This is a genomic window from Nodosilinea sp. P-1105, assembly GCF_012911975.1.
Classification (GTDB): Bacteria; Cyanobacteriota; Cyanobacteriia; order Phormidesmidales; family Phormidesmidaceae; genus Nodosilinea.
On record NZ_SMDQ01000017.1, the window covers coordinates 59,071 to 82,433 of the forward strand.

Sequence of the window (23,363 nt, forward strand, 5' to 3'; positions counted from 1 at the left end):
AGCTACCGCCTTGAATCAGTCCAATACAGCACTCTAGACCAAGACTGCCCCCGCGTCTACGGGCTGCTTCAAGCCTTCCTTTGCAGGCGGCGAGTCATGGGCCAGGGGAGTCAGTGCCCACATCTTTTTGCAATGCCGCCAACTCCTCAGGGCTGAGCTCATCGAGGCGTTTTTGCAGTACAGCCGTCTCATAGTCGTCTAGCTGCTGGTTAAGGGTCATGTTGTGGGTCACCACCCTAAACAGGTAAGTCAGCAGCCAGCCCACCAAGCCCCCTACCATAACCGCCTGGCTCCAAATACCAGCGGACAGGCCATCTAGCCCCAATAACCGAAAACCTAGAAATAAGGCTCCCCCAGCTAGAAAGATACCGATGCCAATACCAATAATGTCAATTCGTCTCACGACTGGCTTTCCCTATGTGTGATGAATGGGCTGCCGTGCCAAGGTGCTGGTTAGTCTAGGTTGCGCATTTGGGGACGAAAATTTAAGAAGGGACTGAACAGCAACATGCCTGGGAAAAACGCAAATACCAGCCCATAGAGCAGAGCCCGTTCTATCGAACCAGTCGTGTACCAGCGCCGCTTCAGGTACAGCAACAACGCTAAGGGAATAACCACGAGGTAAACCCCGGCCAAGCCCAGGTAAACAGCCCCGGTCAGTAGAATGTCTGTGGAAATTGCCAGGTTAGAGAGTGCCATAGGGGTAATCAGTGAATACAGCCTTGGCTTTATTGTAAAGCGCTGCTGCGATTCTAAAGGATTTCCTCGGGGAAGGTGGGGAAGCACTGAGTCTCGGCTGGCAAGAATGACCACCTTGGTTGAGGTGTCGGGGGTCGCCATCCCCTCTTGGGAGGGGCAGGGGTGGGTTATTCGGGTGTTAGGTGTCGGGTGTCGAGTGTGGTCATTGGGGAGATTATTTTCCAGACGCGGGCTTATGCCGTCGTGTTCTGGGCTTCAAAGATCAGTAGGGAAGTCGACGAAATGGTTGCAATCGCCCCCAGTTGGTGGTGGAATAATAGTCTACCTACTGCAACCCTTAGGGGGCAGTAGTGGGGGGGCGTGGCGGAATGGTAGACGCTACGGACTTAAAATCCGTTGACCTTAACGGTCGTGAGGGTTCAAGTCCCTCCGCCCCCATTGTGTTCTTCAGGTTCTAAGCGCACCAGTCCAGTTGTAGCTGTTGTTGCCCTGATCGGTACAGTTTGCCCGTAGGAGCTGAGGGCGTTAAGCATAAATCGACAGATCGGTGGATCGTGTTATTAATTGTTGGACTGTAGTAAACTTCTTCGTATATCCCTGTAGATTTTAATACTCCCTGTCAGACGAGGGCGAGCCACGCTGCCCGATCTGGCATTGAGTTCTCGTTTGTCCTGAACCTGATCCTAGACAACGGGATGGAGCCGCTATGTCTAAAGCCTTTCGAGGGCGTGCAGTAGTCGTTCGTCAGTTGCCGTTCGTCAGTTTTCGTGAGCTGTAGAACATCAGCAAAAACTACTGCTTTCCGTTCAATGCTAAATAACTTGTGTAAAATAACACAAGCGGTTTCTTGTGTTTACTGAGATTAGAGGAAGCGTCGAGGGAATATTTTAGAGCAGGGTGCTTCACCACGTCATGTGGTCGAGGCTCGTCAAGGCTCAGGTATTGTCGATAGCCTACTTTAGGATGCTCCAGCGATGATGGTATCCATGCGATTGCTCTAATCAGGGAAACCTGGTCAGGGGCAATATCCATGCCATGGATGTTCGCGTTGGTGGAAAACAATTCTAAGCTGACTTGACAGCTTAGGGCCTTGCTATCCACAGGGTTGTCCTGTTGATATCTACTGCTGATATCTATGAAAACTGTGCTTACTCATCAGCGTTTAATGGAATCGAGTGAACCAACGTTTCAAGCTGGGCTAACCCTGTATCAGGCTCAGCAGATAATTTACGACTTTTTGCTGGAAATTGTTAAGTTCTGGCCTCCAGAAGATGTGCTGGACGAGTTTCGGCATCTCTTTATTCAACACAATGACTCCGTCAGTTCTCAAACGCTGCCGGCCCTGCATGTCATTTTGTTTGCCAACGATGAAATCGAGTTCCGCTACACGATCAAACGCTGTTGCTACATTCTGATTAATAACTGGGAGCTAGCCCGTCATTTTGACTATATTCAGCACTTGGTTGATTTATTTGAGGATCCGCTCTTGCAGCGGCGTACCCTGTCTCCCACCCTAAAGCGGCTGCGGGTTTGGCTGAATAATTTTATTAATAGTCAAGATTTCCAAGAGTTGCGGCTGTTTGCGGCCCGATTGGCAGAAGATCGCACGATCAATCGTCCTGGGGAGTGGGTCTCTCGCTATACGTCTTATCTGTTGGCGCCCCAATACATCGACGAGTCAAACCCGCTGGAACAACGGCAGGCCGCCCGCGCCCTGTCCCAGCGGTTAAAAGCTCAGTATAAGTTTAATCTGGCGTTGTACACTGCCCATGGCCACTCTAACCAGGGCGATCGCACCGCCCACAACCCCACCGACTTAGGCGATAATGCCCTGCAGCTAATCAAAGCGATTGTGGCTAAGCGCGGTGAGTACAGCTATCGCAATTTGGCCCGGTTGTTCCTAGAGCAGACCCAAGGTACCACCTATGCCAGCTTTAAGACCAGCTTGCCTCGGTACTTGCTCTACACCGTTAGCAGTAACCCGATTGCTAAGCAGCTGCACGACCAGTTGGCAACAAGGCTAGCTGACCTTTACAGCGAATTTGACGATGACCCGGTGGATAGTTCTCTGCGGTTGCGCACTAGCAATCGCGTCATCGATTACCTTATGACCGAGAACCGAGAAGAACCCTCACCGCTTTTTTCCCTGGTACTGTCCCAGGGGAATGCCCTTACCCTGGCGATCCTGCTATTAAAGCTAGTATTGATTTCTCGGCAGTCCCACCCCTATCTAGAGGTGAGAATTGCCGACCTCCTGCGCTATTACGAACGATTCCCCCGCCATCAGTGTCAGTGGGTGATCAACTTTTTAGAGGTGTTTCAGGTGACTTTTGCCATCTATGCCGAAGATATTGAATATAACCTGGTCAAAGTGAGCACTGATCCCACCACCCTGGAGGGAGATGACCTGGAAACCTGCCGTATTTTCTCCCAACTCCTTTCCGAATCTCCCATACCCGGCCAAGCTGATGAAGACCTCTCCGATTAACGTCAGGGGGATAAGGGGAGATGGTTGACAGAGGGGGTAGGGGAACCAGTCATCTGCTGCTGCCAGGTACTAAGGGCGGTTTGGTAAACCGTCTTCCAGGGGATGTCATAGTGGCGGGCCAGCTTGGCGCAGTCTTCATATTCTGGGTGGGCGTTGACTAGGGCCTGGGTGTGGGGATGATAGGCCAACTTGATCGCGACGGTGCCGTAGGGGGTGGTAATGGGGCGAATATCTCGCCGCAGCACAGTGCGTTGCTGCTCCTGGCGGCGCACGCCTAGGGTAGGGGTTTCCTTAAACAAAATATCGGTGCACAGGGTTTCGATTTCCGGCAAGCACAGGACGGTAATCAACAGTCCGGGCCGATTTTTTTTCATGGCAACGGGCTGGGTAAAGACATCCACCGCCCCTGCCGCAAATAGCCGCTCATGCAGGTAGCCCACCGTCTGAGGCACCATATCATCCACTTGGGTCTCTAAGAGGATGATGGTTTCTTGCGGAACGGGGGGGGGCAACTCCACCGGCTTTGCCCCAGGCTGGGGAGAGCTGGGGTTCACTGCCCTCCCCAGCCATAGGCGCAGTACGTTGGGCATGGGTAGTGCTTTGCCGCCTGCCCCTAAGCCTACCCGTTCTAGCACCATGGCCGGGGGGGAACCAAACTCCTGGGCTAGGGTAGTGACGAGCGCTGCCCCGGTGGGGGTGACCAACTCCCCAGGTAAATCATGGCTGTAGATCGGGACCTGGGCCATGGCCAGCAGTTGTAGTACCGCCGGGGCTGGCACTGGCAACCAACCGTGGGCCGCTTTCACCCGCCCCTGGCCGGTGGGTAGGGGCGAGCAGATCAGGGTGTCGATATTCAAGTAATCGAAGCCGAGGCAAGTGCCCACAATATCCACAATGGCATCCGTGGCCCCTACTTCGTGGAAGTGCACCTGGTCGAGGGGAATGCCATGGACAGCGGCTTCCGCCTGGGCCAGGTGGCGAAATACTGCCAGGCTCCAGTGACGGACGCGATCGGGTAAAGCGGCACGGGTGATAATTTGCTCGATGGCCGGTAGGTTGCGGACGGGGGGGCGAGGCCGTGCGGTGGTAGTGGTGGCAGCGGTGTGCGCTATCACCTGCTGATGATTGTGCCCATGGCTGTGGTCAAGGGGGGCGTGATCAGGGGGGGAGGAGGATGAGGGGGCTTGCCCTGGGGATGACGTCAGCTGTACATCCACCTTCAAAGCCCGCTGCCCCTGGCGCTGTACGTCAGCCGTGGCTAGGGTAAACTCAGCATCTAGCCCTAGGCTGGATAACTGGGTTTGTAGGTAAGTCAAAGGAACGCCTCCGTCGATCAGGGCCGCGAGGCACATATCTCCTGAGACGCCAGTCACACAGTCGAGGTAGGCTATCGTTTTCATACAAATTGACCCCTAGGCAGGATTTTCCCTCACAATAAAAGGCGTGGTTGGCCCATGGGTGCTGACGGACTGAAAAATGTCGTCGGGCAGATTGGCTAGCCTGAAGCAGGTGCTACCTAAGGAATGAGGCGATGGCAACGGTATATAGGCTGCATCCCGACAACCCCCAAGGACGCAAGTTACAGGCCATTACAGAGGCATTGCGGCAGGGGGCGGTTGCCCTGTATCCCACAGACACAGTCTACGCCATTGGTTGTGATCTCAACCATAAGGGGGCGGTAGAGCGGGTGCGGCAGCTGAAGCAGGTGGCCAACGATAAACCCCTGACGTTTTTATGCGATTCTCTCTCGAATATTGCCGACTATGCCCTGGTCAGTGATAGTGCCTATCGGATTATTCGGCGTCTGATTCCAGGACCGTTTACCTTTGTGCTGCCGGCCACGAAGCAAGTACCTCGCCTGGTGATGAACCCCAAGCGACGCACCACAGGTATTCGGGTACCCGACAGCCCCATCTGTCTGGCGCTGGTGCAAACATTGCGCAATCCGGTGATTTCCACGTCGGCTCTAACCTTGGTGCCGGAGGGGAATGGCAAGGGGCCAGTCCAGAAAATGGAGGTCTTTGACCATTTAGAAAAACTGGTGGATTTAATTATTGATGACGATTTGCCCTTGGTCTATGAGGTATCTACCATTCTGGACATGAGCCAGGATGAGCCGGTGGTGGTGCGGCAGGGGCAGGGCTGGGAAATGGCTGTTGACTGGGGGGCAACCCTGGCCGAAGCTTAGGCGTCTGCCTAGTCATGACAGGCAATTGATAAATTGCCACAGTGCTTTAGAAATCCGCAATTGACCGTTGATGTTTTCAGTAAGAGATGGACCTAGGGCTCTAAAGGGACTCTAGCTGCTCTGCATCTCGGTGTCGTTGCTAGGATTGGGTAACAATGAAGACTGCATCTACTTGCTTTGCCATGCCCCCTTCATCATCGGGGATGACTCCCCCCTTTCAGGATCCAGCGTCCCCTGACTCTATTCCTCAGCCTGCGGCCAATGCTGACAGTGGGGCGAATGGGGTATTGACGATGGTTGAGACCCAGTTGTTCCACCACTTGGGTCATCGACCTGGTGGGTTTAGGGGAGTGGTTCAGCGGTTGGCGGCGGAAGTTGACCGCATTTGCCGGATGAGCGATCGCATCCAAATGTCAGGAAATATTGCCCACTGGCAACAGACGCTGGTCAGCCATCGGGTCAGCAAGTGCCTGATTTACTACAAGCTCGGGTCTGCCCAGGGGCGGATCGAGTTACACAGTAGCCTCAGTGCCATTGTCTACCGTCATGTGGCCCCAACTGGCAGTCATTTAGGGTTTCAAGGGCGCTATGCGTTGCTAGAAGACTTTATGCAGACGTTCTATATCGAAGTGTTGAATGCATTTCGACGGGAGCAGGAACTGCCCGCCACCTACACCCCTCGCACCCGTTTGGAACTGGCGGAGTACATGGCCTTTAGTGAACAATATGCCAAGCGGCGGATTAATACCCGTGGCCGCCAGAGTCAGCAGTTGATTGTGCTGCGGGCCCAGGCGTTTAGCCGCCGCCAGCCGGCTGAAACATCGGTGGACATGGGTCTGGTGGGCGAGGGAGCCAAAACCGAAGAGGCTGAAGCCCATGCCCGCAGTTCGGTGGTGCAACAGGTGCGCGAAAAGCTGACGGCGGAGGCGGCTGACCCGGGGGATGGGGTGATGCGCGATCGCATTATTAAGCGCTTAATTCAGTACTTTAGGAGCCAGGACCAGGCCGACTGCGTTGACTATTTGGTGCTGAAGCTAAAAGACTGCTCGGCCTCAGAGATTGATGACATTTTAGGACTATCTGCCCGGGAGCGAGACTACCTGCAGCAACGGTTTAAGTACCATGTGGAGAAATTTGCCCAACAGCACGAGTGGGAGTTAGTCCACCAGTGGCTCGGCGCCAACCTGGATACTCGCCTGGGCTTAACCCTGGAGGAATGGGATAACTTCTTGGCCAGCTTACCCCAAGATTTCCAACGGTTTGTGGCCCTGAAGCAGGCTCAGCCCAATGACGCCGCTTTAACCGACGAGGCCATTGCCCAAACCCTGGGCTGGACCCTCAAAAAAGTTCAGCGCAATTGGACCAAACTCCTAAAGCTGGCCTGGAACTACCGTAATCAAAACAGCGGCTCAACCACGGATTAGGCCATGATGGCCACCAGCATTGGACTGAGGGGGCGCTGCTCCGGGCTGTTGCCAACCAGACAGCGCGGAACGCCCTGTCCCTAGCTCACCACAGCTTCTCCCTGCAACTCTAGGGGGGGCTCAAACTTGTAGCCCACCCCCCGCACCGTTTGAATCAGGGCCGGCTGGGTGGTGTCCTTTTCAATTTTTTTGCGAATTTGTCCCACATGGACATCTACAACCCGCTGATCTCCCACGTAGTCGTAATCCCAAACCTTTTGAATCAGTTCGGCCCGCCGCCACACCCGTCCCGGATGGCTCGCCAGGAAATGCAACAGGTCAAATTCGAGGGCGGTCAAAGGAACCATCTCGTCATTGAGCATCACCTCCCGGCGGACCGGGTCAATGGCCAAGCTGTTGAAGGTTAAGCATTGCTGTTCTGCCGCGGTTACCGGGCGCTGGCGCTTAAGCAGAGCGCCCACTCTGACTTCTAGCTCCCCCAGGCTAAAGGGCTTGGTCAGGTAGTCATCAGCTCCTTCGTTGAAGCCGCGAATTTTGTCCGCCTCATCGGTGCGACTGGTAAGCATCAACACAAAGACGCCAGTGCGTGACTGCATTTCTTTGCAGAGGTCGTAACCGTTGGTGTCGGGCAAGTTTAAATCTAAGATCACCAGGTCAGGGGTGAACTGTTCAAACACAGTCAGCGCCTTTTTGCCGTCGTCCGCTGACTCCATTTCGTAGTCCTGTTTGGCCAGGAATCGATGGATAAGGTTGCGAATTGCAGGATCATCATCAACAACAAGGATCTTGGCTTCCGCCATAGTCGTACCTTTCTGTAAATTGAACAGGGGCATTAAGGACCCAAGGGGACTGCCATGACTACCCATCATGGCAGCCCTTTTAGGGGTTTCAACAGTTGTTTAAGGTTTCAGGCATAAAACGATAAATAATTCCCTAGCTTACAAGAGAACTTTAGGAAGTTGCCACTTTTAGGCCGTTCCAGCGAACTAGTGGTCTGTCAACCCTAGTCGGTATGCGCCTGAACCGGTTGCCCTGAACCCGAAGCAGGTGAGTTTTCTGCTGAAACAGGCCAACTGCCAGCCTACTATCGCCGTCGTGGGGGCGACTTTGATGTCATCAACCCTAGCAGGGGGCCTAAAATGACCCCCACCACAAAGCCACCAGCATGGGCCCAGTAGGCAACGCCCCCAGCCCCTAAGTTGATGTTGCGGCTGAGGCTAGCCAGCCCATAGAGGGCTTGCTGAATAAACCAAAACCCCAGAAAGTAAATGGCGGGAATGCGAATGGTGGTAAAGAAGAAGATCAACGGTATCAGGGTGAGGATTGTCGCCCGAGGGAAGCGCAGGACGTAGGCCCCCATTACCCCGGCAATCGCCCCACTAGCCCCAATCGTCGGAATGGTGGCTGTGGGTTCAAAGGCCCACTGGGCCAGGGCGGCTAGGGCCCCACAACCCAGGTAGAAAATTAGAAATTTGACGTGACCGAGCTGGTCCTCAATGTTGTTACCAAAGACCCACAGATAAAGCATATTCCCCCCCAGATGAAAAATGCCACCGTGCAGAAACTGGGAGGTGAATAGGGTGATCCAGACCCATGGCAGCGCCCCCTGCAGGTTTTGAAAACTGGCGGTGAGTTGCTGAGGTACCATCCCCCAGGTATTAAAAAAGCTTTCTAACTGGTTGGGAGGCAAGTTCACCTGTAGCAAAAAGATCACCACATTGAGAATGATCAGGCCATAGACCACTCTGGGGGTGCTGTTGACAGGGTTGTTATCGCGTAGGGGGACCAAATCGTTTACCTGGATAAACCACAGCTTGGGAGCTGGTGAGGCGATCAGCACTGGGGCCACGGTCAGGGGATGACGGGCTAGGGTGGACGGCCTAGGATTTTATTGTAGAGAGATGATGGAGACTTAGGGGAACGATACCGTGCCAGCGGTACCGTCTAGACGGGCGATCGCCCCCACTGGCAGGGCCGCATTGGGGCCGTCGTGGCCAAAAGGCAAATCCGCCACCACCGGAATGCCCAGATCCCCGAGGCGATCGCGCAGCACCTCTGCCACCGTCAAACTGGGCACCCCTTCTGGGGGGGTACAACGGCTAAAGCGGCCCAGGGCAACACCACCAATCCGGCTCAGGTAGCCAGCCATCCGCCAGTAGGTCAGCATCCGGTCCAGCCGATAGGGGGCTTCGGTGACGTCTTCCAAAGCCAGGATTGCACCATCCAGAACAGGCTGGTGGGCGGTACCCAGCAGTTGGGTGGCTACAGTCAGGTTGGCGGGAAACAGGGGACCACTCACGTTGCCGCCCCCCCACCCTACCCCTTGCAGGGGAGCCAGGGGCTGACCGGTGACCAATTCATACAGGCGTTGCCGCGACCAATCAGGCTCGTCGGCCAGGGTGGTCAGTAGAGGCCCATGGACCCCCACCACCTGCTGCTGGGCCAGGCTCCAGAGCAGGCTGGTGACATCGGAAAACCCCACGAGCCACTTGGGGATCAGCCGCTGGGGCCAGTGCCACTGCTCTAACAGGCGGGTGCCGCCATATCCCCCTCTGGCGCAAAGAATGCCCCGATAGGTGCTGTCGGTGAAGGCGTTCGCTAACTGGCGACGACGATGATCGTCTCGGCCGGCCAGGTAGCCCCACTGATGTTCCAGCCCCGGGCTGATGTCAACGGTGAAGCCCCAACTGCGCCATACCTCCACCCCCTGATTAAACGCCGCTAACTCCCGTAGGCCCCCACTGGGCGCCACCACTATCAAGCGATCCCCTGGCTGCAGGGGCGGGGGGTAAGAACAGGGTCTCCTACCCTGGGGCTCGCCCAGATTCCCTGCCATGGCCAAAACTCCTTTTACCTAAATGAATTACCTGAACAGATATAAACCATGCTTGCTGCCTGAGAACCTTGGGACTGGCCGCCACCCTTGGCCTAATTACCCTTGCCATTGACTGTCTGGCCACAGCGACCTGGGGAGATGGCGATAGATAGACGGTCACGCCCTGGCAGCAGGCCAATTTGTTATAGTTTTTAACAAAGCGTTACAAATAACACAGCGCTACCAAGAGAGGCCAATGATGTACCCAGAAAAACAGACTGAATCTCGGAATTGGGGCTTTACCCCCAGTGCCGAAAGCCTAAATGGCCGCCTGGCCATGGTGGGTTTTGCCCTGGCGATTGTGATTGAATGGCTCAGTGGGGACGGGGTCCTACACTTTTTGCGGTTGATTTAGCGGCTAGCTCAAGACGCTGGCCAGTAGGGCTTTTTGGGCATGCATACGATTTTCTGCTTGATCCCACACCCGGGAGGCGGCCCCCTCTAGAACTGATGCGGTAATTTCTTCGCCGCGATGGGCCGGCAGACAGTGCAGCACAATCGCGTCGGCCTGGGCACTGGCCAGCAGCGCATCATTGACTTGATAGGGTTGGAAGATGGGTAAGCGCTGATCGGCCACTGACTCTTGCCCCATACTGGCCCAGACATCGGTGTACAGTACCTGAGCTTGTTTCACCGCCGCCTGGGGATCTGAGGTGATCAGCACTTGCCCAGGTCCAGCCAGGGCCTCGGCCTGGGACACCACCGAGGCGTCGGGGGCATAGCCATCGGGGCAAGCAATGTGCACAGTCATACCAACCATGGCACAGCCCAATAGCAGGGAGTTCGCCACGTTGTTGCCGTCTCCCAGGTAGGCTAGGGTGAGGCCTTTTAAGGAGCCAAATTCTGCTTGGATAGTGAGTAAGTCGGCCAAAATTTGGCAGGGATGCTCGAGATCGGTGAGGGCGTTAATCACCGGGATGGTGGCGTAGTCGGCAAACTCTTGCAATTCGGCTTGATCAAACGTCCGAATGGCGACCACGTCTAGGTAGCGATCTAAAACCCTGGCGGTGTCGCTGGTGGGTTCGCCACGACTGACTTGGGTAACACCAGCATGTAAATCCAGTACCTGCCCTCCCATCTGGTACATGGCGACTGAAAAGCTAACCCGGGTACGGGTGGATGCTTTACGAAATAGTAGGCCTAGCACTTTGTGAGGAAACTGGGGCTGCTGCTTGCCTGCTTTCAGATCAGCGGCAAAATCAAGTAGGTCAGTGAGTTCGGTGGGACTTAAATCATTGAGACTTAGTAAGTCTCTGCCACTTAAGCTGGTCATAGGGGTAATCGCTACAAGTCAGTATTCCGGTAGGCCTGGGCTGGGTTAAGGGGGCAGCCATGCCCAGCGTAGGGTACAAATATAGCGCTCGCCTGTCTGCTTTGCTACCGCGATCGCGCTTTCAGACTTTTGCCCCGACCCCTCACACGGCCCATGGGGGATTGGCGCCGCCCCAGCCATTGACCTGTGCCTAGGGTTAGTGTCAAGGATATTTTGGAGATGGCATCCGCTTCCCTAGGATTCGGTGATCAAGCCCAAGAATTTGCACTACCATTGGGGGACTCAGGGTGTTAAGGCGGCTGACACGTATCGGCCGGTAGACCTGCGACCACCCTTGTTGGGGGTGTCAGGTTATCGGTGCCAGATACCAAGAATGCTTGGTCGGCCCATGCCAAGCCGTAATCGGTCGGTTGCCTCTGTTCAATCCGTGGTTCCAGCCTTGGGGTTGTTGTCAGCTCCCGTTAGGACTGGCTCTGTCAATCAGTAGGTTTGTGTCATGATTAGTGCGGTCGCTCCTTCATCCTCTCAACGGCTCCCTCGTGCCCAGGGAACCATTGAGCCTAGCAGCTCGCCGTCAGTGCGTGAGATGGCGGCAGCGGGCTATTTTAGAGCCATTGCCCTGTGGATTAATGAACCGTTAGCTCCCCAAGGGGTGTTTGTTCAGGTGCAGGCGGATCGTCCCGGCTGTCTAAAGTTGATCGTCGAGTTTGAGCGCACTCCGATCAAAGAACGGTTGCTGAAATTTTTATGCCACCGGATCTGGCTACTGAACTCAGAATTAATTGAAGGTGTTTTGGTGGTGGCCCGACCGGTGGGCCGCCGTAATCTCCTCTGGCGACAGCGCATCCGCATTGTCACCCCAGCCCTGAAACAACGCCAAACCCAAGTGCGGGTGGCCTATCCTACCCCGTCCTCATCCCCGATCCCGCCTCGGATCGCCAAGCCACGACCGAAGATACGCCATTTAACCGAGCAGCGGGTTAAGGCCCTGCGAGCCTGTGTCCTCACCGGGTCAGCGGTGGCGGCTTTTGTCATGGGCTGCCTGCTGGAAATCATTGCCTCTGGGGTGTCGCCCCGGTTACCGGCATTTACCGCCCAACCACCCCAACCACCCGAAGCCATTACCGCAGATTATGGGGTGGAGGCTGACCCAGCGGTAACCACCGTGAGCCACGATCCAGCGGATCGGCCACCTCGACCGACGGTGGTGGATGCGGCCCTAGAGCCCGTGGGGGTTATTACCCATGACAAGCCAACCCCTTGGCCTCAGGACCAGGTGACCCTGTTATTTGGCGGTGACATTTCCCTTGATGATCTCGACTATGACGGGTTGGAGGAATCTGGGGGATTATTTGCCGATGTAAATGACTACTTTGAAGCGGATGTTTCCCTAGTGAATTTGTCCAGCCCCCTGACCCCAGCGGCCACCAGCCTGGAAGAGGAACTGCGCCAGCGCACCCGCACCGATGCCGCTAACCTACTTGCAGACAGTGGGGTTGATATTGTCAACCTGACCCACAGCGGTCTGATGCAGTATGGGGAAGAGGGTCTCTCTGATACCCTCAATACCCTAGATAGTAAAGGGTTGTATCGGATTGGGGCAGGGCGCAACGCGATGGAGGCCCGGCGGCCTGAAGTGTTAGACGTGAAGGGTAAGCGTATTGCCTATCTCAGCTATGCCATGGGGGGTAATAACGCGGCCTTTGATGGGTCTGCCCTACGGGAACGGGCGGGGGTAGAAAATGCTGCGATCGCTAAAGAAGTAGAGCGATTTAAAGCTGCTTCTGCTGTGGAAGAACGGGCGGGCTTTAATGCCCAGAATATGCCAGATATTGTCAAAGATATTCAGGCCCTGCGGGATGATGTAGACTGGATTGTCGTCAACTTTCGCTGGGTAGATCATATTACTGAGCAGCCCCACTTTACCCAGACCAACCTGGCTCGGTTAGCCATTGACCAGGGGGCTGACGTGGTGGTGGGCTACCACCCAACGGTAATTCAAGGGGGGGAAGTTTACAAAGGGCGACCGATTGCCTACTCCCTAGGGGATTTTGTCTTTCGGGCTGATCAACCAGTGCAAGACCAAGACTCGGCCATGCTGAAGGTATCCCTGCAAGAGGACAAGATGAAGGTGGAGTTTGTGCCGGTGCGAGTGCGCGACTCTCGGCCCAAGACGCTGACCGGCCGGGCTGGTCAGGCTGTACTTGAGCGACTCGAACAGGCGTCTGTTGGATTTGAAGAGCCAATGACTTCTCCCCTGGTGCTGGATCTCAACACCCAGGAGTTGCCTGAGGCCGACCCGGTGGCCCCGGACAGTCCGTTTGTCTCGCCAGATGACGCAGAACTGGTGCCAGTAGATTCGCAGCCGGTAGACTCGCAGCCGAAACAGGTGGAACCGGCTCCCCCTGGCCAAATGTTGGATCAACTGGTGCCCGATGTACCTGAGATGGTGGCCCCTGAAGCCCCTACGCCCAAGGCCCCTGAGGTTGAATCCATTGAGCCGGATCCGGCCCCTAAACAGGACCTGGATGAGGCGGAGATGGACCTAACTATCCCTGACGACGTGCAGCAAGACCTGCTGGAGTGGGGACCTAAAATATCCCCAGAGCAAAAGGAGTTTCAGCCGATTCCCCAAAACCGATCGGGGGCCACCAATGGGGCGGAGGAAGCTAAACACATGAATCGCGATCGCATCAACCGAACCCGGCCACGTTCTGAACTGGCCCCCCAAAATGCCGAGGACTCTTCCTGGGCCGATCAGGTGCCCCCTCAGCCGAAAGCACCAGCCCCTCTGGAACCACCCCAACCGGCCACCATTTCTCCCCATGGCGAGCCCTTGGTGGGGCCTTTAGGCTCCCTAGACCCCAGTCAATCGGATCGGCCAGCGGCAGTAGAGCCTGCTGACCCCGTAGATCAGATAGAGGCAGGCCCAATCACTGGGGAACTCGATAAGGCGGACCAGGTGGAGGAGGTGATTGACGGTGCCCCTTAGGTGGGGAGTGGGGGAGTGGGGGAGTGGTTTTGAATTTTGAATTTTGAATTTTGAATTGTCGGAGATGGGGGAGATGGGGAAGGTGGGGGAGGTGGAGAGGACTCCTCGGGTTTACGGTTTGCGGCTTTTCCTTGCACCTGACACCTAGAGCCTGACACCTTGCACCTGACACCCCTAGCTTTCCTTGAGTTTGAAGAACAGCTTAAGCCTGACCTCAGGGGGGCGGCGGCTGTAGGGCACCTGTGGTAACGTCTAGGCATAGATGTGTAGAGGTGTCCAGTGTTCGCGATCGCGCTTAAAGCCGACCCATATTCCACCTATGTTCTGTCCGATACGGATACCGCCTCCCGGCTAGAGATTGTGCCTGACCGGGGCGGTTTGGTGACTCGCTGGCAAGTGGAAGAACAGGATATTTTCTACTTCGACAGCGATCGCTTCGCCAACCCAGAGCTATCGGTGCGGGGGGGCATTCCCATTTTGTTTCCCATTTGTGGCAACCTGCCGGAGAACCAATACCAGTTCAAGGGTCAGACCTACACCCTGAAACAGCATGGCTTTGCGCGGGATTTGCCCTGGCAGCCGACGGGCCAAGATGTGACCGATGCCGCCAGTTTGACCTTAGAATTGGGCAGCAATGACCAGACCAAAGCCCTCTATCCCTTTGACTTCCGGCTCGCCTTTAGCTTTCGGCTGCGGGGTCATGTTTTAGAACTGCGTCAGCGGTTTACCAACCTATCGGACCAGCCGATGCCTTTTTCCACGGGGCTGCACCCCTACTTTTTGGTTCAAGACAAAACCCAACTGACCTTTGACATTCCATCGACCGAGTATCGTGATCAGCTCACAGGCATCACCGAGGCCTTTAACGGTACCTTTGATTTTAGTCAGGACGAAATTGATATTGCCTTTCAAAACCTGACCGCCTCGGTGGCCACTGTCACCGATCATCATCTGAAGCGACGGCTGACCTTGTCCTGGAGCGATGCCTACAACTTTCTGGTGTTTTGGACTGTACAAGGGAAAGACTACTACTGTCTAGAACCCTGGACCGCCCCCCGCAATGCCCTGAATACAGGGGAATCCCTGTTGATGGCTGAACCTCAGCAGACGTTAGAAACCACCGTGCGCTTGGCAGTAGCCTTGCTGTAGGGGAGTAGCCTGTTATGGCTGCCTGTGACGCTGTTAATTGTTGTTTTAACCCAGACCTATGGTGACTACTATATCTGCATCCAAATCCATCGCTGACTGGCTAGGGCCAGAGGCTGATTCACTGTTGGGCTATGAGGCAAAGGTATCCCAGTCGATGCTACATCTGCCAGGCCCCGACTGGGTGGACCGGATCTTTGCCCCCAGCGATCGCAATCCCCAAGTCCTGCGCAGCCTGCAGCAACTCTATGGCCATGGGCGTCTGGCGAATACGGGTTACCTGTCGATTTTGCCTGTGGACCAAGGGATTGAGCACTCTGCCGGGGCTTCCTTTGCCCCCAACCCGCTATATTTTGATCCCCAAAATATTGTAGAACTGGCGATCGCGGGGGGCTGTAATGCGGTGGCCACCACCCTGGGGGTATTGGGTAGTGTCTCGCGCCGCTATGCCCACAAAATCCCCTTCATTGTCAAACTCAATCACAACGAACTACTCACCTATCCCAACCACTTCGACCAAACCATGTTCGCCAGTGTGGACCAGGCCTGGAACCTGGGGGCTGTTGCCGTAGGGGCTACCATTTACTTTGGTTCTGAGCAGTCGACTCGGCAAATTCAGGAGGTGCGCGAAGCCTTTGACCACGCCCATCAGTTAGGCATGGCCACTATCCTCTGGTGCTACCTGCGTAACGGTGCCTTTAAACAAGACCAAGACTACCACTTGGCCGCCGACCTGACCGGCCAAGCTAACCACCTTGGGGTAACCATCCAGGCGGACATTATTAAACAAAAGCTACCGGTCACCAACCAGGGCTATGGGGCTGTGGCCGAGGCCACCGGGGAGTCCTACGGCAAAACCCACTCCCGAGTTTACAGCCACCTGACCAGCCCTCACCCCATTGACCTGACCCGCTATCAGGTGCTCAATTGCTATGCCGGTCGGGCTGGGTTAATTAACTCGGGCGGCGGCTCTGGAGCTAACGACTTTGCCGACGCTGTGCGCACCGCCGTGATCAACAAACGAGCCGGAGGCTCTGGACTAATATCGGGTCGCAAAACCTTCCAGCGGGACTTTGAGGAAGGGGTGAAGCTGTTTCACCTGATTCAAGACGTGTATCTGTCGCCGGAGGTAACAGTAGCCTAGTGGTCTGTCAAGCCACAAGCGAAGGTGCGGTGCACGGTCTACGGTGCACGGTCCACGGCTCGCCTTGAACCGCTTACCGTGAGCCGTGAACCCCAAGTCGTCACATCTTCCGTTGTTCTTTTTTTGACTCAACCCTAGTTCACCACCTGACTGCCATGGGCCCGGGGATCATCGGTGACAGCGCCCTGACGGGCCAAAGGGTCGGCCTCTAAGGGCGATGTCATACCCAGGTTTTGGGAATGGGGGAGGGGAGCCTGGGCCACCAGGGCCTCTAAGTTGTCGGCCAAAATGGTGCGAGGCTGTTCCCCAATGGCGGTAGCAATGGGTTGGTTGTCAGCACTGAGGTAGACAAAGTGAGGAATGCCATCTACTCGGTATTGCATCATTTCTGGCAACCACTTGTTGTTATCCACATTTAGCATCACAAAGTTAACCCGATCGCCGTAGCGATCGCGCAGTTCGGCCATATCCCCTGCCATCGCCTGGCAGGAGGTGCACCAGTTGGCATAGAACTCAAGCAGGGACGGTTTGCCGTTGGTTTGAGCCAGGTCGTAGGGCACCGAGCTATCTGCCAGGGCCGCTAGAGAAGGGGCGGTAGACTGTACTCTGGCACCAAAAAACACAGCAACGGCCAGTACCACGGCCACCACGGCCACAATCCAGTTACTGACATTTTTGGCCGGGGAAGTTGGGTTGTCTGTCATGGTGGTTTTGAAGTCTGTGTCTCTCGGTAGGATAGAAGGGAGGGTTCACTATCTTAAAAGTATAAGAGCTAAGTGTAAAAGAACTGAAGGCGTGATCTAGCCATGAAGAAACGGGTGCGGCTGATTTTTCCAAAGCGATCGGTGCATATGCCGATCACCTATCGCCTGGCCAAAGACTTTAACATTGCCGCCAATATTATTCGGGCCCAGGTGGCCCCCAACCAGGTGGGTACCCTGGTGGTCGAGCTATCCGGCGATATTGACCAACTCAATGACGCCATCGACTGGCTAGAGGCCCAAGACATCAGTGTCTCTGTGGCCAGTGGCGAAATCTTGATCGATGAAGAACTCTGTGTGCACTGTGGGCTTTGTACCGGGGTTTGCCCCACCCGCGCCCTGACGCTACATCCCGAGACTTATCAACTCACCTTTAACCGCTCCCGCTGCATCGTCTGCGAACAGTGCATTCCCACCTGTCCAGTGCAGGCCATTTCCACCAATCTCTAACGGTGCCAGGTATGGCAAAATTGCCATTTTCTTCCCCCGCCCCCATGTCTGCCAAGGACCGCTTTAATGGTCCCTGGCTATCTTGGCTGCTGCTATTCATTACCTATGCTACCTACGGCAAACTGATTAAACACGATGGGGCCAGCCCCCTAATCTGGGCCTTGAGTGCTGGGTTTGCGGTGGTGCTGGCAGGGATATTGACGGTACTCTGGCCCTGGTGTCGTCGGATTTTGCTATGGGGATTTCAGTCAGATTTTGGCTACTTAATTATGGCCCTGACTATCGCTACGCTGGCGGTAGCGGCTGTGACCCAGTTTCACCTGTTTGTGTATGGGGCTATGCTGGTGGCGGCATCGCTATTGGCCCGGGTCGACACATTGGCGATCAAGGTCAACAGGGTATCCGCTTTTTTGATCTTGTCCCTGCTGTCTTTGTTGGGTTTAGGGATGAGTTGGTGGCTGGCCTAGTAGGCTGCCGCATAAGTCGGCTAACCCTGCCTGATACCTGACACCTAGAACCTGACACCTCTCTACCAACCCCCCTAATAGCCTGCCTCATCTTCTTGCTTCCACCTCTTCCGCCAGTCCCTATATGCCCAGGGTTTGCCGTAGCAACGTTTGATCGTCTGTACCGACGCTAAACCGACCCTTTTCCACATCGCGAATCCAACTTTGGCTTTTGCCCAAGCGCTTTGCCAGATCCCGCTGGCTGAGGTCCAGTCGCTGCCGAGCCGTTTTAATCGCTTGGGTGGAGAGGGGTTTTGCAGTTGGGGTTGTCTTGGCTTTAGACTGATGGCGCGATCGCCTTTTCTTCGGTTTGCGCAGACTCTGCTGCCATTCATCTGAGAGCTCAAACCCAAGCAGACGGGCGTTGAGCAACCGCTGCCATTTGTCACGGGGGGCCGTACTGGTCAGGCTTAGGGCCTGATTGGCATCGTCAGCCCAAAAGTCTAGAGCCTCATCGGCATCATCGGGAATATCCGCGACCCGAGCCCACAGGGGTTGAATATCAGGGCCATAGGTTTCGGGATCAAACTGGGGCTTTAAACCGTAGTGATAGATAGCCTCCAGGTCACTTTCAAAGGTTTTGAGTAACCGCTTATGGGCCCCCCGAACGGTCATGGCTTCGGTCAGCCGCTGTTCACCATAGGCAATACGCAGCAGGGTGCGCACGGTCACTCGATGATCGCCCCCTAATCGCAACTTAAACACCAACCACAGCAGCAGGCGCACCGCCCCTTCATGCTGCTGCCAGTTGCCCATCACTTCAGCCAGTAGCGACTGGGGCAAGGTGCCATATTGGTAAAAGGCGGTTTGTTTGCGGTAGTCCTGTTGGTTTAAAAAATGTTTGGCCCAAGCGCCAGCCCGGATAGTAAAGCCCAACCCAATCAGATGACGCAACCCAGCGGCATCGGTTTCAAAGTAATACTGGGTATCGAGTAAGTGCCAGACGGGCTGTTCGGCCATCGAAAACCCCTGAACTTTGCCCTGCCGGGGCCAGTCTAGGCTGACCAGTAGATGACAAGCCTGATAGACCAGATCTTTGATCAGGGTGAGCTTCTCTAGCTTCGTCAGATCTTTGCGCCGATTCAGGCCCAGGTATTGTTCAATGTGCTGGTCATTGATCACAAAGGTGTCTTCCCAAGGGGTACTGACGGTTGTGGCATGGGCGGCAAAAATCAGATGGGTACAAACGGCTCGAATGTCGAACCGAGCTAAGGCCGCCATTCCCAGGTTATAGTCCATCGGCGGCGAGGAGGGCATCTCTGGGTCAGTGGCGAGGCGAAATCGAATTTCCCCCCGGCCTCGGTGGGTAGAGCGCTGGTAGCAGAGTTTATGATCGTCATCGGCTTGCCACCTGAGGGACTGACGCTGGGCCAGAACATTACAGGCTTCCCAAACCACCATGCAGGAGGCGAAGGGATTAGTTTTGCCGTTGAGGAAAATTTCGTGAATCGCCGCAGGGAGTAGGGTGCTTTTACTCCGCCCTTTTTTGGGCTTCAAAGGTGTGAGCGACCCGACGGAGCAGGCTTCGACGCAGCGGGGAATTTCCACATCTGGGCAGCGATCGCACAGGGTCGGATCAATCCAGTAGCCTTCGCCCTCACTTGCTGCTTTGATAGCACCGTTGGGGCACTCAGGGCGGCAGCTATCGCAGGCAATACAGTCTTCTTTGACGGTGTAAGGCATGGTTACTATCTCTTTTTGAGCAATTCACTCTACTAGGGATAACAACCTAGAGCCCCAAATTTTATGACGCTAGATACGATTTAATTATTTCTTTTTTATTGAGTTGAAATACGTTCAGATTGGACATCTTGACTAAAAATTATGTGGCTAGAATAACGCTTATCGGCCTCTATTTGTGATGGATTGATGACTTTGTTTCAATCCTGTATTAATCGGATAAAAAATTTGTTTGTGCTGGACGCATGTCAATTTTTGAGGTATTTACACTGATTAATTCAAGCGATTTACTTTCCTCTAATGGCTTGCGGCTGGGACGATCAACTGATGAGTTATTGATCGGTTGCTTATTGATATTTCTTAATTCATGCCATTTGTAAAGTTCTCATATGTTGGAATAACTGCCAACAGTAGGGCTCTGGCAGTTGACAGGTAATTGCCCCTCGTAGCACCACCCCGAAGTACCAATCATTAGGGGCAACCTCTTTAGGGGTTTTCTGAATAACGGTATAGGTGCGGACGCGATGATAAACCCGATTTGGGCTGTGGACGGTAACAAACTGCTGACGATAGCCGCCTTGGTGCACCCCTTCCCGTTGATCCAGATTCGGGCTAAGTCGCCAGGGTAGGCGATAAAGCACCCCTTGCACTGAGTGCTTGGGGGCTGACACAATGTCTAGCGCTCCACATTGGCGTTTGGGCGAAAAGTAATGAAATCCCAGCCGATAGTGCTGGAGGGTGGCGGCACCCACCACATAGGGGTGGGTGTTTTCCCCTAGGGAGCGCTTTAAATCCACCGGGCACATACAGGAACCGTAGGCAAAGTAGTAAAACGTGGGCTCTGATGACGGCAAAATGCTGGCCAGTATAGGCTGACTATCGGTGGCGGAGACCATAGTGTCGCTACATGGGGGTAGGTTTGGCGGCAGACAGGTGGCGATCGAGGATAGTGGGCAGTTGGGATAGCTTGACCTGGCTATAGCGATGCCCGCCAGGCATGACCGTAAATGTAGGTGCTTTGGAGCAGTGTTTTTGGCAGCCGGTATATTGAATCGTCACTTGGCCCTGCAGGTTGCGCTGGCGCAAGGCCTGCTCCAGCGCTGCGGCTAACTGTCGTCCGCCCCGTTTTTGGCAGCCGGATTTGTGGCAGACCTGAATTTTGAGCGGTGGCGTGGCGTGGTGAAGGGGAGAGTGGGGCTGTTTCCCCTCCTGCGCGGGGGACTGGGAGGGGGAGTAGGGTTTGGGCAGGGGAGACAACAGGGTGAAAACCTGGCGGGCTTTGAGAGTAATGGTGGTACCGTCGACCTTGGTGCGGCCAATACAGCGGAGATAGTCGCCCGGTTGTAGACGCGATCGCAGCACCGGCCGCAATTCCTTGGGTAGTTTGATCGTCAGCACCTCCCCCTCGACATCCAGGTGAATCGCCTTAGCTTTGGTCGGCTGATCGCCCACGAATTCTATAAAGGTGCCATCGAGGTTAAACATCGAGGGGTTAGGGGGTGGGGTGGTCATGGTAGGGGTCCTTGGGTGGGGGAGTGGGGAGGTGGGGAGTGGATGGGTGGATGGGTGGATGGGTAGGCGGGTGGGTGGGGGAGGTGTAGGGGTAGACCTGGGTGTCTGGTCTGGCGGAGAACGGGGAGGTGGAGTGGGGTGGGTGTTCAGTTCAGCTTGCGGGCGTCGACGGTTTGCGGAGTCTGGATCGGGTCGCTGAGGCCGGCGATCGCCAGATCCCACCCATTGGACAGGGTTAATACCTGGGTGTTGTTCTCCCCTGTGGCTTGGGAAACAACTTCTTCTTCGAGGTCTTTTTTGGCCACGTAAACTAGGAGTTTACCGGCGGCATTGGTGCGGAGCATGACTTTCATAGGGAAGATGGGGGAGTGGGGGAGTGGGGGAGTGGGGAGATGGGGAGATGGGGAGATGGGGGACGTGGGGGAGTGGGGAAGATGGGGGAGTGGGGGAGGTTGAGGTCAGATTAAAGTTCAAAATTCAACGTTCAAACTTTTTCTGGCGCAGCGACGACGTTCAGCAGTTCAGCAACCGTGAGGCTCCTTTTCAGGGTGACGGCGCGATCGCGAACGGCATTGAGCACCGCTTGGCCCTGATCGGCATCCAGGTAAATGCCCTGGTTCGATAACACCTGGTTAAGCAGGTGACGGCCCGAGTGTTTGCCCACCACCAGACTGCGCTGGCGACCCACTTCACTGGGGTCGAAGGGTTCGTAGGTGCTGGGGTTTTGCAGAATGCCGTGGGCGTGGATGCCAGATTCGTGGGCGAAGGTGTTTTCCCCCACGATCGCCTTCCAGGGAGGGACAGTACAGTTGACGGCTTTGGCCACAAACCGAGATAGTTCCAGAAAATGCTGGCAGCGAATGCCCGTTTTGTGGCCGTAGAGGTGTTTTAGGGCCATGACCACTTCTTCCAGGGCGGCGTTACCCGCCCGTTCGCCCAGGCCATTGACAGTGGTATTGACGGAAGTCGCCCCGGCCCGCACCCCCGCCAGGGCATTAGCCGTCGCCAGCCCCAGATCATTGTGGGTGTGCATTTCCACTGGAATGTCCAGGGATTGCACCAGCTTTTGTACTTTGTCATAGGTACTAAAGGGATCGAGAATGCCCACCGTGTCACAAAACCGGAAGCGGAATGCTCCCCATTCCTGGGCATACTGGGCGGCGTCAATCAGAAAGGTCTCATCGGCCCGGGAGCTATCTTCACCCCCAACGCTGACCTCTAACCCATGGTCGCGGGCAAACCTGATCGCATCTCGCAGGTGCTCTAACATGGTCACCCAGCGGCCTTGAAACTTGACCTGAATTTGCATGTCTGACACTGGAATCGAGATGTGGACCCGCTTCAGGCCGCAGTGGATAGAGGCCTGAATATCCGATAGAACCGCCCGGTTCCAGCCCAGCAGGTGAGCATTCAGACCCAGATCAACGATGGCCCGAATCGCTTTGGCTTCGTCCTGGCCCATAGCAGGAATGCCCACCTCCAGCTCATGGACGCCGATAGTATCGAGAAACTTGGCGATCGCAACTTTTTCCTCTAGACCAAAGGCAATGCCAGCGGCCTGTTCGCCATCGCGGAGAGTGGTGTCGTTGATGTAGATCATGTCGTCACTCCTGCACAAACGCCAGGGTCAAGCTATCGGTGGTGAGGAAGTGATCGACGTGGAAGGTACGGTCTTCGGTTTTGAGCAGGATTTCGTCGTAGAGGTAGCGGGTGGCGCGATCGCCGAAGCTTTCGGCCTGGGCTGCAAGGCGACGCAGTAACGCGATCACGGCTTGCTCGGCGGCGAGGTCGTTTTCGAGCATGGCGCGGCAGGTGTAGGCGCCCTCGGGCTCAGGCGTAAAGCAGCAGAGTTCTTCCAGGGTGGCAAAGCTGCTAGCGGGAATGCCGCCAAGGCCGTTAAGCCGTTCCGCCAGGTCGTGGGCGTGGCCCTGGGTATCGCCGTAGCTTTCCTGGAAGAATTCATGAATGGCGTAGAACTCAGCGCCTTCGACCACGAAGTGGTGCTTTTGATATTGCAAGTAAAGGGCCTGGAAGCTAGCGTAGGCCAGGTTTAGCCCTTCACAGATGGCGGTTGTAACGTCGAGTTCAAAGCCAACGGGGTTGGGGCCCACTTGGCCAAAGGCGCGGACAAGGGTTTCGGTCGTAGCTGGGGTAGTAGACATGGGATGACTCCGTTAGGGGTGGATGGGTGGATGAGTGGGAGGGTGGATGAGTGGGAGGGTGGA

General features: G+C 55.5%; 25 protein-coding genes and 1 tRNA gene. 11 read left to right on the plus strand and 15 right to left on the minus strand.

From position 1 onward, the window contains the following. Positions 1-94: 94 nt before the first annotated feature. Together E1H13_RS10010 and E1H13_RS10015 are read right to left on the minus strand one after the other, a co-directional pair. Positions 95-403: a DUF3007 family protein gene (locus E1H13_RS10010; protein ID WP_169613269.1), complete on the minus strand. Its 309-nt coding sequence runs from the start codon at positions 401-403 to the stop codon at positions 95-97. A gap of 50 nt (positions 404-453) precedes the next feature. Then, entirely contained in the window at positions 454-699 is a 246-nt protein-coding gene (locus E1H13_RS10015) for an NAD(P)H-quinone oxidoreductase subunit L (protein ID WP_169613270.1), read from the minus strand. A 354-nt stretch (positions 700-1,053) separates the two neighbouring features. On the opposite strand from E1H13_RS10015, the gene E1H13_RS10020 reads away from it, so the two are divergent. Next, positions 1,054-1,137, plus strand: a tRNA-Leu gene (locus tag E1H13_RS10020). Between the two features lie 354 nt (positions 1,138-1,491). On the opposite strand, the gene E1H13_RS10025 is transcribed toward E1H13_RS10020, so the two are convergent. Continuing rightward, positions 1,492-1,800: a hypothetical protein gene (locus tag E1H13_RS10025; RefSeq protein ID WP_169613271.1), complete on the minus strand. Its 309-nt coding sequence runs from the start codon at positions 1,798-1,800 to the stop codon at positions 1,492-1,494. A gap of 34 nt (positions 1,801-1,834) precedes the next feature. Here E1H13_RS10025 and E1H13_RS10030 point away from each other — a divergent pair, with 34 nt between their 5' ends. After that, positions 1,835-3,187, plus strand: coding sequence for a hypothetical protein (locus E1H13_RS10030; protein ID WP_240966572.1), 1,353 nt, complete (start codon positions 1,835-1,837; stop codon positions 3,185-3,187). A gap of 2 nt (positions 3,188-3,189) precedes the next feature. Here the strand turns inward: E1H13_RS10030 and larC are convergent, their stop codons facing one another. After that, positions 3,190-4,587: a nickel pincer cofactor biosynthesis protein LarC gene (gene larC, locus E1H13_RS10035; RefSeq protein ID WP_169613272.1), complete on the minus strand. Its 1,398-nt coding sequence runs from the start codon at positions 4,585-4,587 to the stop codon at positions 3,190-3,192. A 131-nt stretch (positions 4,588-4,718) separates the two neighbouring features. Here larC and E1H13_RS10040 point away from each other — a divergent pair, with 131 nt between their 5' ends. After that, a complete protein-coding gene (locus E1H13_RS10040; protein WP_169613273.1) occupies positions 4,719-5,375 on the plus strand; it encodes an L-threonylcarbamoyladenylate synthase in 657 nt (218 codons plus the stop codon). A gap of 155 nt (positions 5,376-5,530) precedes the next feature. Then, a complete protein-coding gene (locus tag E1H13_RS10045) occupies positions 5,531-6,799 on the plus strand; it encodes a hypothetical protein (protein WP_240966573.1) in 1,269 nt (422 codons plus the stop codon). Positions 6,800-6,879: 80 nt separating this feature from the next. Here E1H13_RS10045 and E1H13_RS10050 read toward each other — a convergent pair whose 3' ends face one another. The 3 genes from E1H13_RS10050 to E1H13_RS10060 all read right to left on the minus strand — a co-directional run bounded on the left by E1H13_RS10050 (position 6,880) and on the right by E1H13_RS10060 (position 9,635). Next, entirely contained in the window at positions 6,880-7,599 is a 720-nt protein-coding gene (locus E1H13_RS10050) for a response regulator transcription factor (protein ID WP_169613274.1), read from the minus strand. Between the two features lie 284 nt (positions 7,600-7,883). Beyond that, positions 7,884-8,588, minus strand: a complete 705-nt coding sequence (locus tag E1H13_RS10055; RefSeq protein ID WP_169613305.1) for a rhomboid family intramembrane serine protease — start codon at positions 8,586-8,588, stop codon at positions 7,884-7,886. A gap of 123 nt (positions 8,589-8,711) precedes the next feature. Then, the gene (locus tag E1H13_RS10060) at positions 8,712-9,635 is read right to left on the minus strand and encodes an LD-carboxypeptidase (protein ID WP_169613275.1); all 924 of its coding nucleotides are present in this window, start codon (positions 9,633-9,635) and stop codon (positions 8,712-8,714) included. Positions 9,636-9,873: 238 nt separating this feature from the next. Here E1H13_RS10060 and E1H13_RS10065 point away from each other — a divergent pair, with 238 nt between their 5' ends. Beyond that, the gene (locus E1H13_RS10065) at positions 9,874-10,029 is read left to right on the plus strand and encodes a hypothetical protein (RefSeq protein ID WP_169613276.1); all 156 of its coding nucleotides are present in this window, start codon (positions 9,874-9,876) and stop codon (positions 10,027-10,029) included. Positions 10,030-10,032: 3 nt separating this feature from the next. On the opposite strand, the gene argF is transcribed toward E1H13_RS10065, so the two are convergent. After that, the gene (gene argF, locus E1H13_RS10070) at positions 10,033-10,947 is read right to left on the minus strand and encodes an ornithine carbamoyltransferase (RefSeq protein ID WP_169613277.1); all 915 of its coding nucleotides are present in this window, start codon (positions 10,945-10,947) and stop codon (positions 10,033-10,035) included. A 59-nt stretch (positions 10,948-11,006) separates the two neighbouring features. Between argF and E1H13_RS27660 the strand changes: the two genes are divergently transcribed. From E1H13_RS27660 to E1H13_RS10085, 4 genes are all read left to right on the plus strand, one after another. Then, the gene (locus E1H13_RS27660) at positions 11,007-11,141 is read left to right on the plus strand and encodes a hypothetical protein (RefSeq protein ID WP_256378508.1); all 135 of its coding nucleotides are present in this window, start codon (positions 11,007-11,009) and stop codon (positions 11,139-11,141) included. A 302-nt stretch (positions 11,142-11,443) separates the two neighbouring features. Beyond that, entirely contained in the window at positions 11,444-13,939 is a 2,496-nt protein-coding gene (locus E1H13_RS10075; protein WP_169613278.1) for a CapA family protein, read from the plus strand. A gap of 279 nt (positions 13,940-14,218) precedes the next feature. Then, positions 14,219-15,088, plus strand: coding sequence for an aldose epimerase (locus tag E1H13_RS10080; RefSeq protein WP_169613279.1), 870 nt, complete (start codon positions 14,219-14,221; stop codon positions 15,086-15,088). A gap of 58 nt (positions 15,089-15,146) precedes the next feature. After that, positions 15,147-16,229: a class I fructose-bisphosphate aldolase gene (locus tag E1H13_RS10085; RefSeq protein ID WP_169613280.1), complete on the plus strand. Its 1,083-nt coding sequence runs from the start codon at positions 15,147-15,149 to the stop codon at positions 16,227-16,229. A 134-nt stretch (positions 16,230-16,363) separates the two neighbouring features. Here the strand turns inward: E1H13_RS10085 and E1H13_RS10090 are convergent, their stop codons facing one another. After that, positions 16,364-16,933: a thioredoxin family protein gene (locus E1H13_RS10090; protein ID WP_169613281.1), complete on the minus strand. Its 570-nt coding sequence runs from the start codon at positions 16,931-16,933 to the stop codon at positions 16,364-16,366. 102 nt (positions 16,934-17,035) lie between these two features. Here E1H13_RS10090 and E1H13_RS10095 point away from each other — a divergent pair, with 102 nt between their 5' ends. After that, positions 17,036-17,440: an NIL domain-containing protein gene (locus E1H13_RS10095; protein ID WP_169613282.1), complete on the plus strand. Its 405-nt coding sequence runs from the start codon at positions 17,036-17,038 to the stop codon at positions 17,438-17,440. Positions 17,441-17,484: 44 nt separating this feature from the next. Then, positions 17,485-17,907 (plus strand): hypothetical protein, encoded by a 423-nt coding sequence (locus E1H13_RS10100; RefSeq protein ID WP_169613283.1) that lies wholly within the window; start codon positions 17,485-17,487, stop codon positions 17,905-17,907. A 120-nt stretch (positions 17,908-18,027) separates the two neighbouring features. Here the strand turns inward: E1H13_RS10100 and E1H13_RS10105 are convergent, their stop codons facing one another. The 6 genes from E1H13_RS10105 to E1H13_RS10130 form a co-directional block, all read right to left on the minus strand. Then, complete coding sequence (locus E1H13_RS10105) at positions 18,028-19,629, minus strand: helix-turn-helix domain-containing protein (protein WP_169613284.1); 1,602 nt, start codon at positions 19,627-19,629, stop codon at positions 18,028-18,030. Positions 19,630-19,991: 362 nt separating this feature from the next. Beyond that, the gene (locus E1H13_RS10110) at positions 19,992-20,522 is read right to left on the minus strand and encodes a gamma-glutamylcyclotransferase (protein ID WP_169613285.1); all 531 of its coding nucleotides are present in this window, start codon (positions 20,520-20,522) and stop codon (positions 19,992-19,994) included. A gap of 7 nt (positions 20,523-20,529) precedes the next feature. Further along, the gene (locus E1H13_RS10115; protein ID WP_169613286.1) at positions 20,530-21,138 is read right to left on the minus strand and encodes a (2Fe-2S) ferredoxin domain-containing protein; all 609 of its coding nucleotides are present in this window, start codon (positions 21,136-21,138) and stop codon (positions 20,530-20,532) included. A 146-nt stretch (positions 21,139-21,284) separates the two neighbouring features. Then, entirely contained in the window at positions 21,285-21,491 is a 207-nt protein-coding gene (nifT, locus tag E1H13_RS10120; RefSeq protein ID WP_169613287.1) for a putative nitrogen fixation protein NifT, read from the minus strand. Between the two features lie 131 nt (positions 21,492-21,622). Then, the gene (nifV, locus tag E1H13_RS10125; RefSeq protein WP_169613288.1) at positions 21,623-22,738 is read right to left on the minus strand and encodes a homocitrate synthase; all 1,116 of its coding nucleotides are present in this window, start codon (positions 22,736-22,738) and stop codon (positions 21,623-21,625) included. Positions 22,739-22,742: 4 nt separating this feature from the next. After that, the gene (locus E1H13_RS10130) at positions 22,743-23,300 is read right to left on the minus strand and encodes a DNA starvation/stationary phase protection protein (protein ID WP_169613289.1); all 558 of its coding nucleotides are present in this window, start codon (positions 23,298-23,300) and stop codon (positions 22,743-22,745) included. Between the last annotated feature and the right edge of the window lie 63 nt (positions 23,301-23,363).

What these genes read in the sequence shown, in the direction of transcription:
- E1H13_RS10085 (WP_169613280.1), top strand. Translation starts at nt 15,147, where the DNA reads ATGGTGACTACTATATCTGCATCCAAATCCATCGCTGACTGGCTAGGG.
- E1H13_RS10060 (WP_169613275.1), bottom strand. Translation starts at nt 9,635, where the DNA reads ATGGCAGGGAATCTGGGCGAGCCCCAGGGTAGGAGACCCTGTTCTTAC.
- E1H13_RS10115 (WP_169613286.1), bottom strand. Translation starts at nt 21,138, where the DNA reads ATGACCACCCCACCCCCTAACCCCTCGATGTTTAACCTCGATGGCACC.
- nifV (WP_169613288.1), bottom strand. Translation starts at nt 22,738, where the DNA reads ATGATCTACATCAACGACACCACTCTCCGCGATGGCGAACAGGCCGCT.
- E1H13_RS10065 (WP_169613276.1), top strand. Translation starts at nt 9,874, where the DNA reads ATGTACCCAGAAAAACAGACTGAATCTCGGAATTGGGGCTTTACCCCC.
- E1H13_RS10095 (WP_169613282.1), top strand. Translation starts at nt 17,036, where the DNA reads ATGAAGAAACGGGTGCGGCTGATTTTTCCAAAGCGATCGGTGCATATG.
- argF (WP_169613277.1), bottom strand. Translation starts at nt 10,947, where the DNA reads ATGACCAGCTTAAGTGGCAGAGACTTACTAAGTCTCAATGATTTAAGT.
- E1H13_RS10130 (WP_169613289.1), bottom strand. Translation starts at nt 23,300, where the DNA reads ATGTCTACTACCCCAGCTACGACCGAAACCCTTGTCCGCGCCTTTGGC.
- E1H13_RS10090 (WP_169613281.1), bottom strand. Translation starts at nt 16,933, where the DNA reads ATGACAGACAACCCAACTTCCCCGGCCAAAAATGTCAGTAACTGGATT.
- E1H13_RS10050 (WP_169613274.1), bottom strand. Translation starts at nt 7,599, where the DNA reads ATGGCGGAAGCCAAGATCCTTGTTGTTGATGATGATCCTGCAATTCGC.
- E1H13_RS10075 (WP_169613278.1), top strand. Translation starts at nt 11,444, where the DNA reads ATGATTAGTGCGGTCGCTCCTTCATCCTCTCAACGGCTCCCTCGTGCC.
- E1H13_RS10105 (WP_169613284.1), bottom strand. Translation starts at nt 19,629, where the DNA reads ATGCCTTACACCGTCAAAGAAGACTGTATTGCCTGCGATAGCTGCCGC.
- E1H13_RS10045 (WP_240966573.1), top strand. Translation starts at nt 5,531, where the DNA reads ATGAAGACTGCATCTACTTGCTTTGCCATGCCCCCTTCATCATCGGGG.
- E1H13_RS10100 (WP_169613283.1), top strand. Translation starts at nt 17,485, where the DNA reads ATGTCTGCCAAGGACCGCTTTAATGGTCCCTGGCTATCTTGGCTGCTG.
- E1H13_RS27660 (WP_256378508.1), top strand. Translation starts at nt 11,007, where the DNA reads ATGCCCAGCGTAGGGTACAAATATAGCGCTCGCCTGTCTGCTTTGCTA.
- E1H13_RS10040 (WP_169613273.1), top strand. Translation starts at nt 4,719, where the DNA reads ATGGCAACGGTATATAGGCTGCATCCCGACAACCCCCAAGGACGCAAG.
- larC (WP_169613272.1), bottom strand. Translation starts at nt 4,587, where the DNA reads ATGAAAACGATAGCCTACCTCGACTGTGTGACTGGCGTCTCAGGAGAT.
- nifT (WP_169613287.1), bottom strand. Translation starts at nt 21,491, where the DNA reads ATGAAAGTCATGCTCCGCACCAATGCCGCCGGTAAACTCCTAGTTTAC.
- E1H13_RS10015 (WP_169613270.1), bottom strand. Translation starts at nt 699, where the DNA reads ATGGCACTCTCTAACCTGGCAATTTCCACAGACATTCTACTGACCGGG.
- E1H13_RS10030 (WP_240966572.1), top strand. Translation starts at nt 1,835, where the DNA reads ATGAAAACTGTGCTTACTCATCAGCGTTTAATGGAATCGAGTGAACCA.
- E1H13_RS10110 (WP_169613285.1), bottom strand. Translation starts at nt 20,522, where the DNA reads ATGGTCTCCGCCACCGATAGTCAGCCTATACTGGCCAGCATTTTGCCG.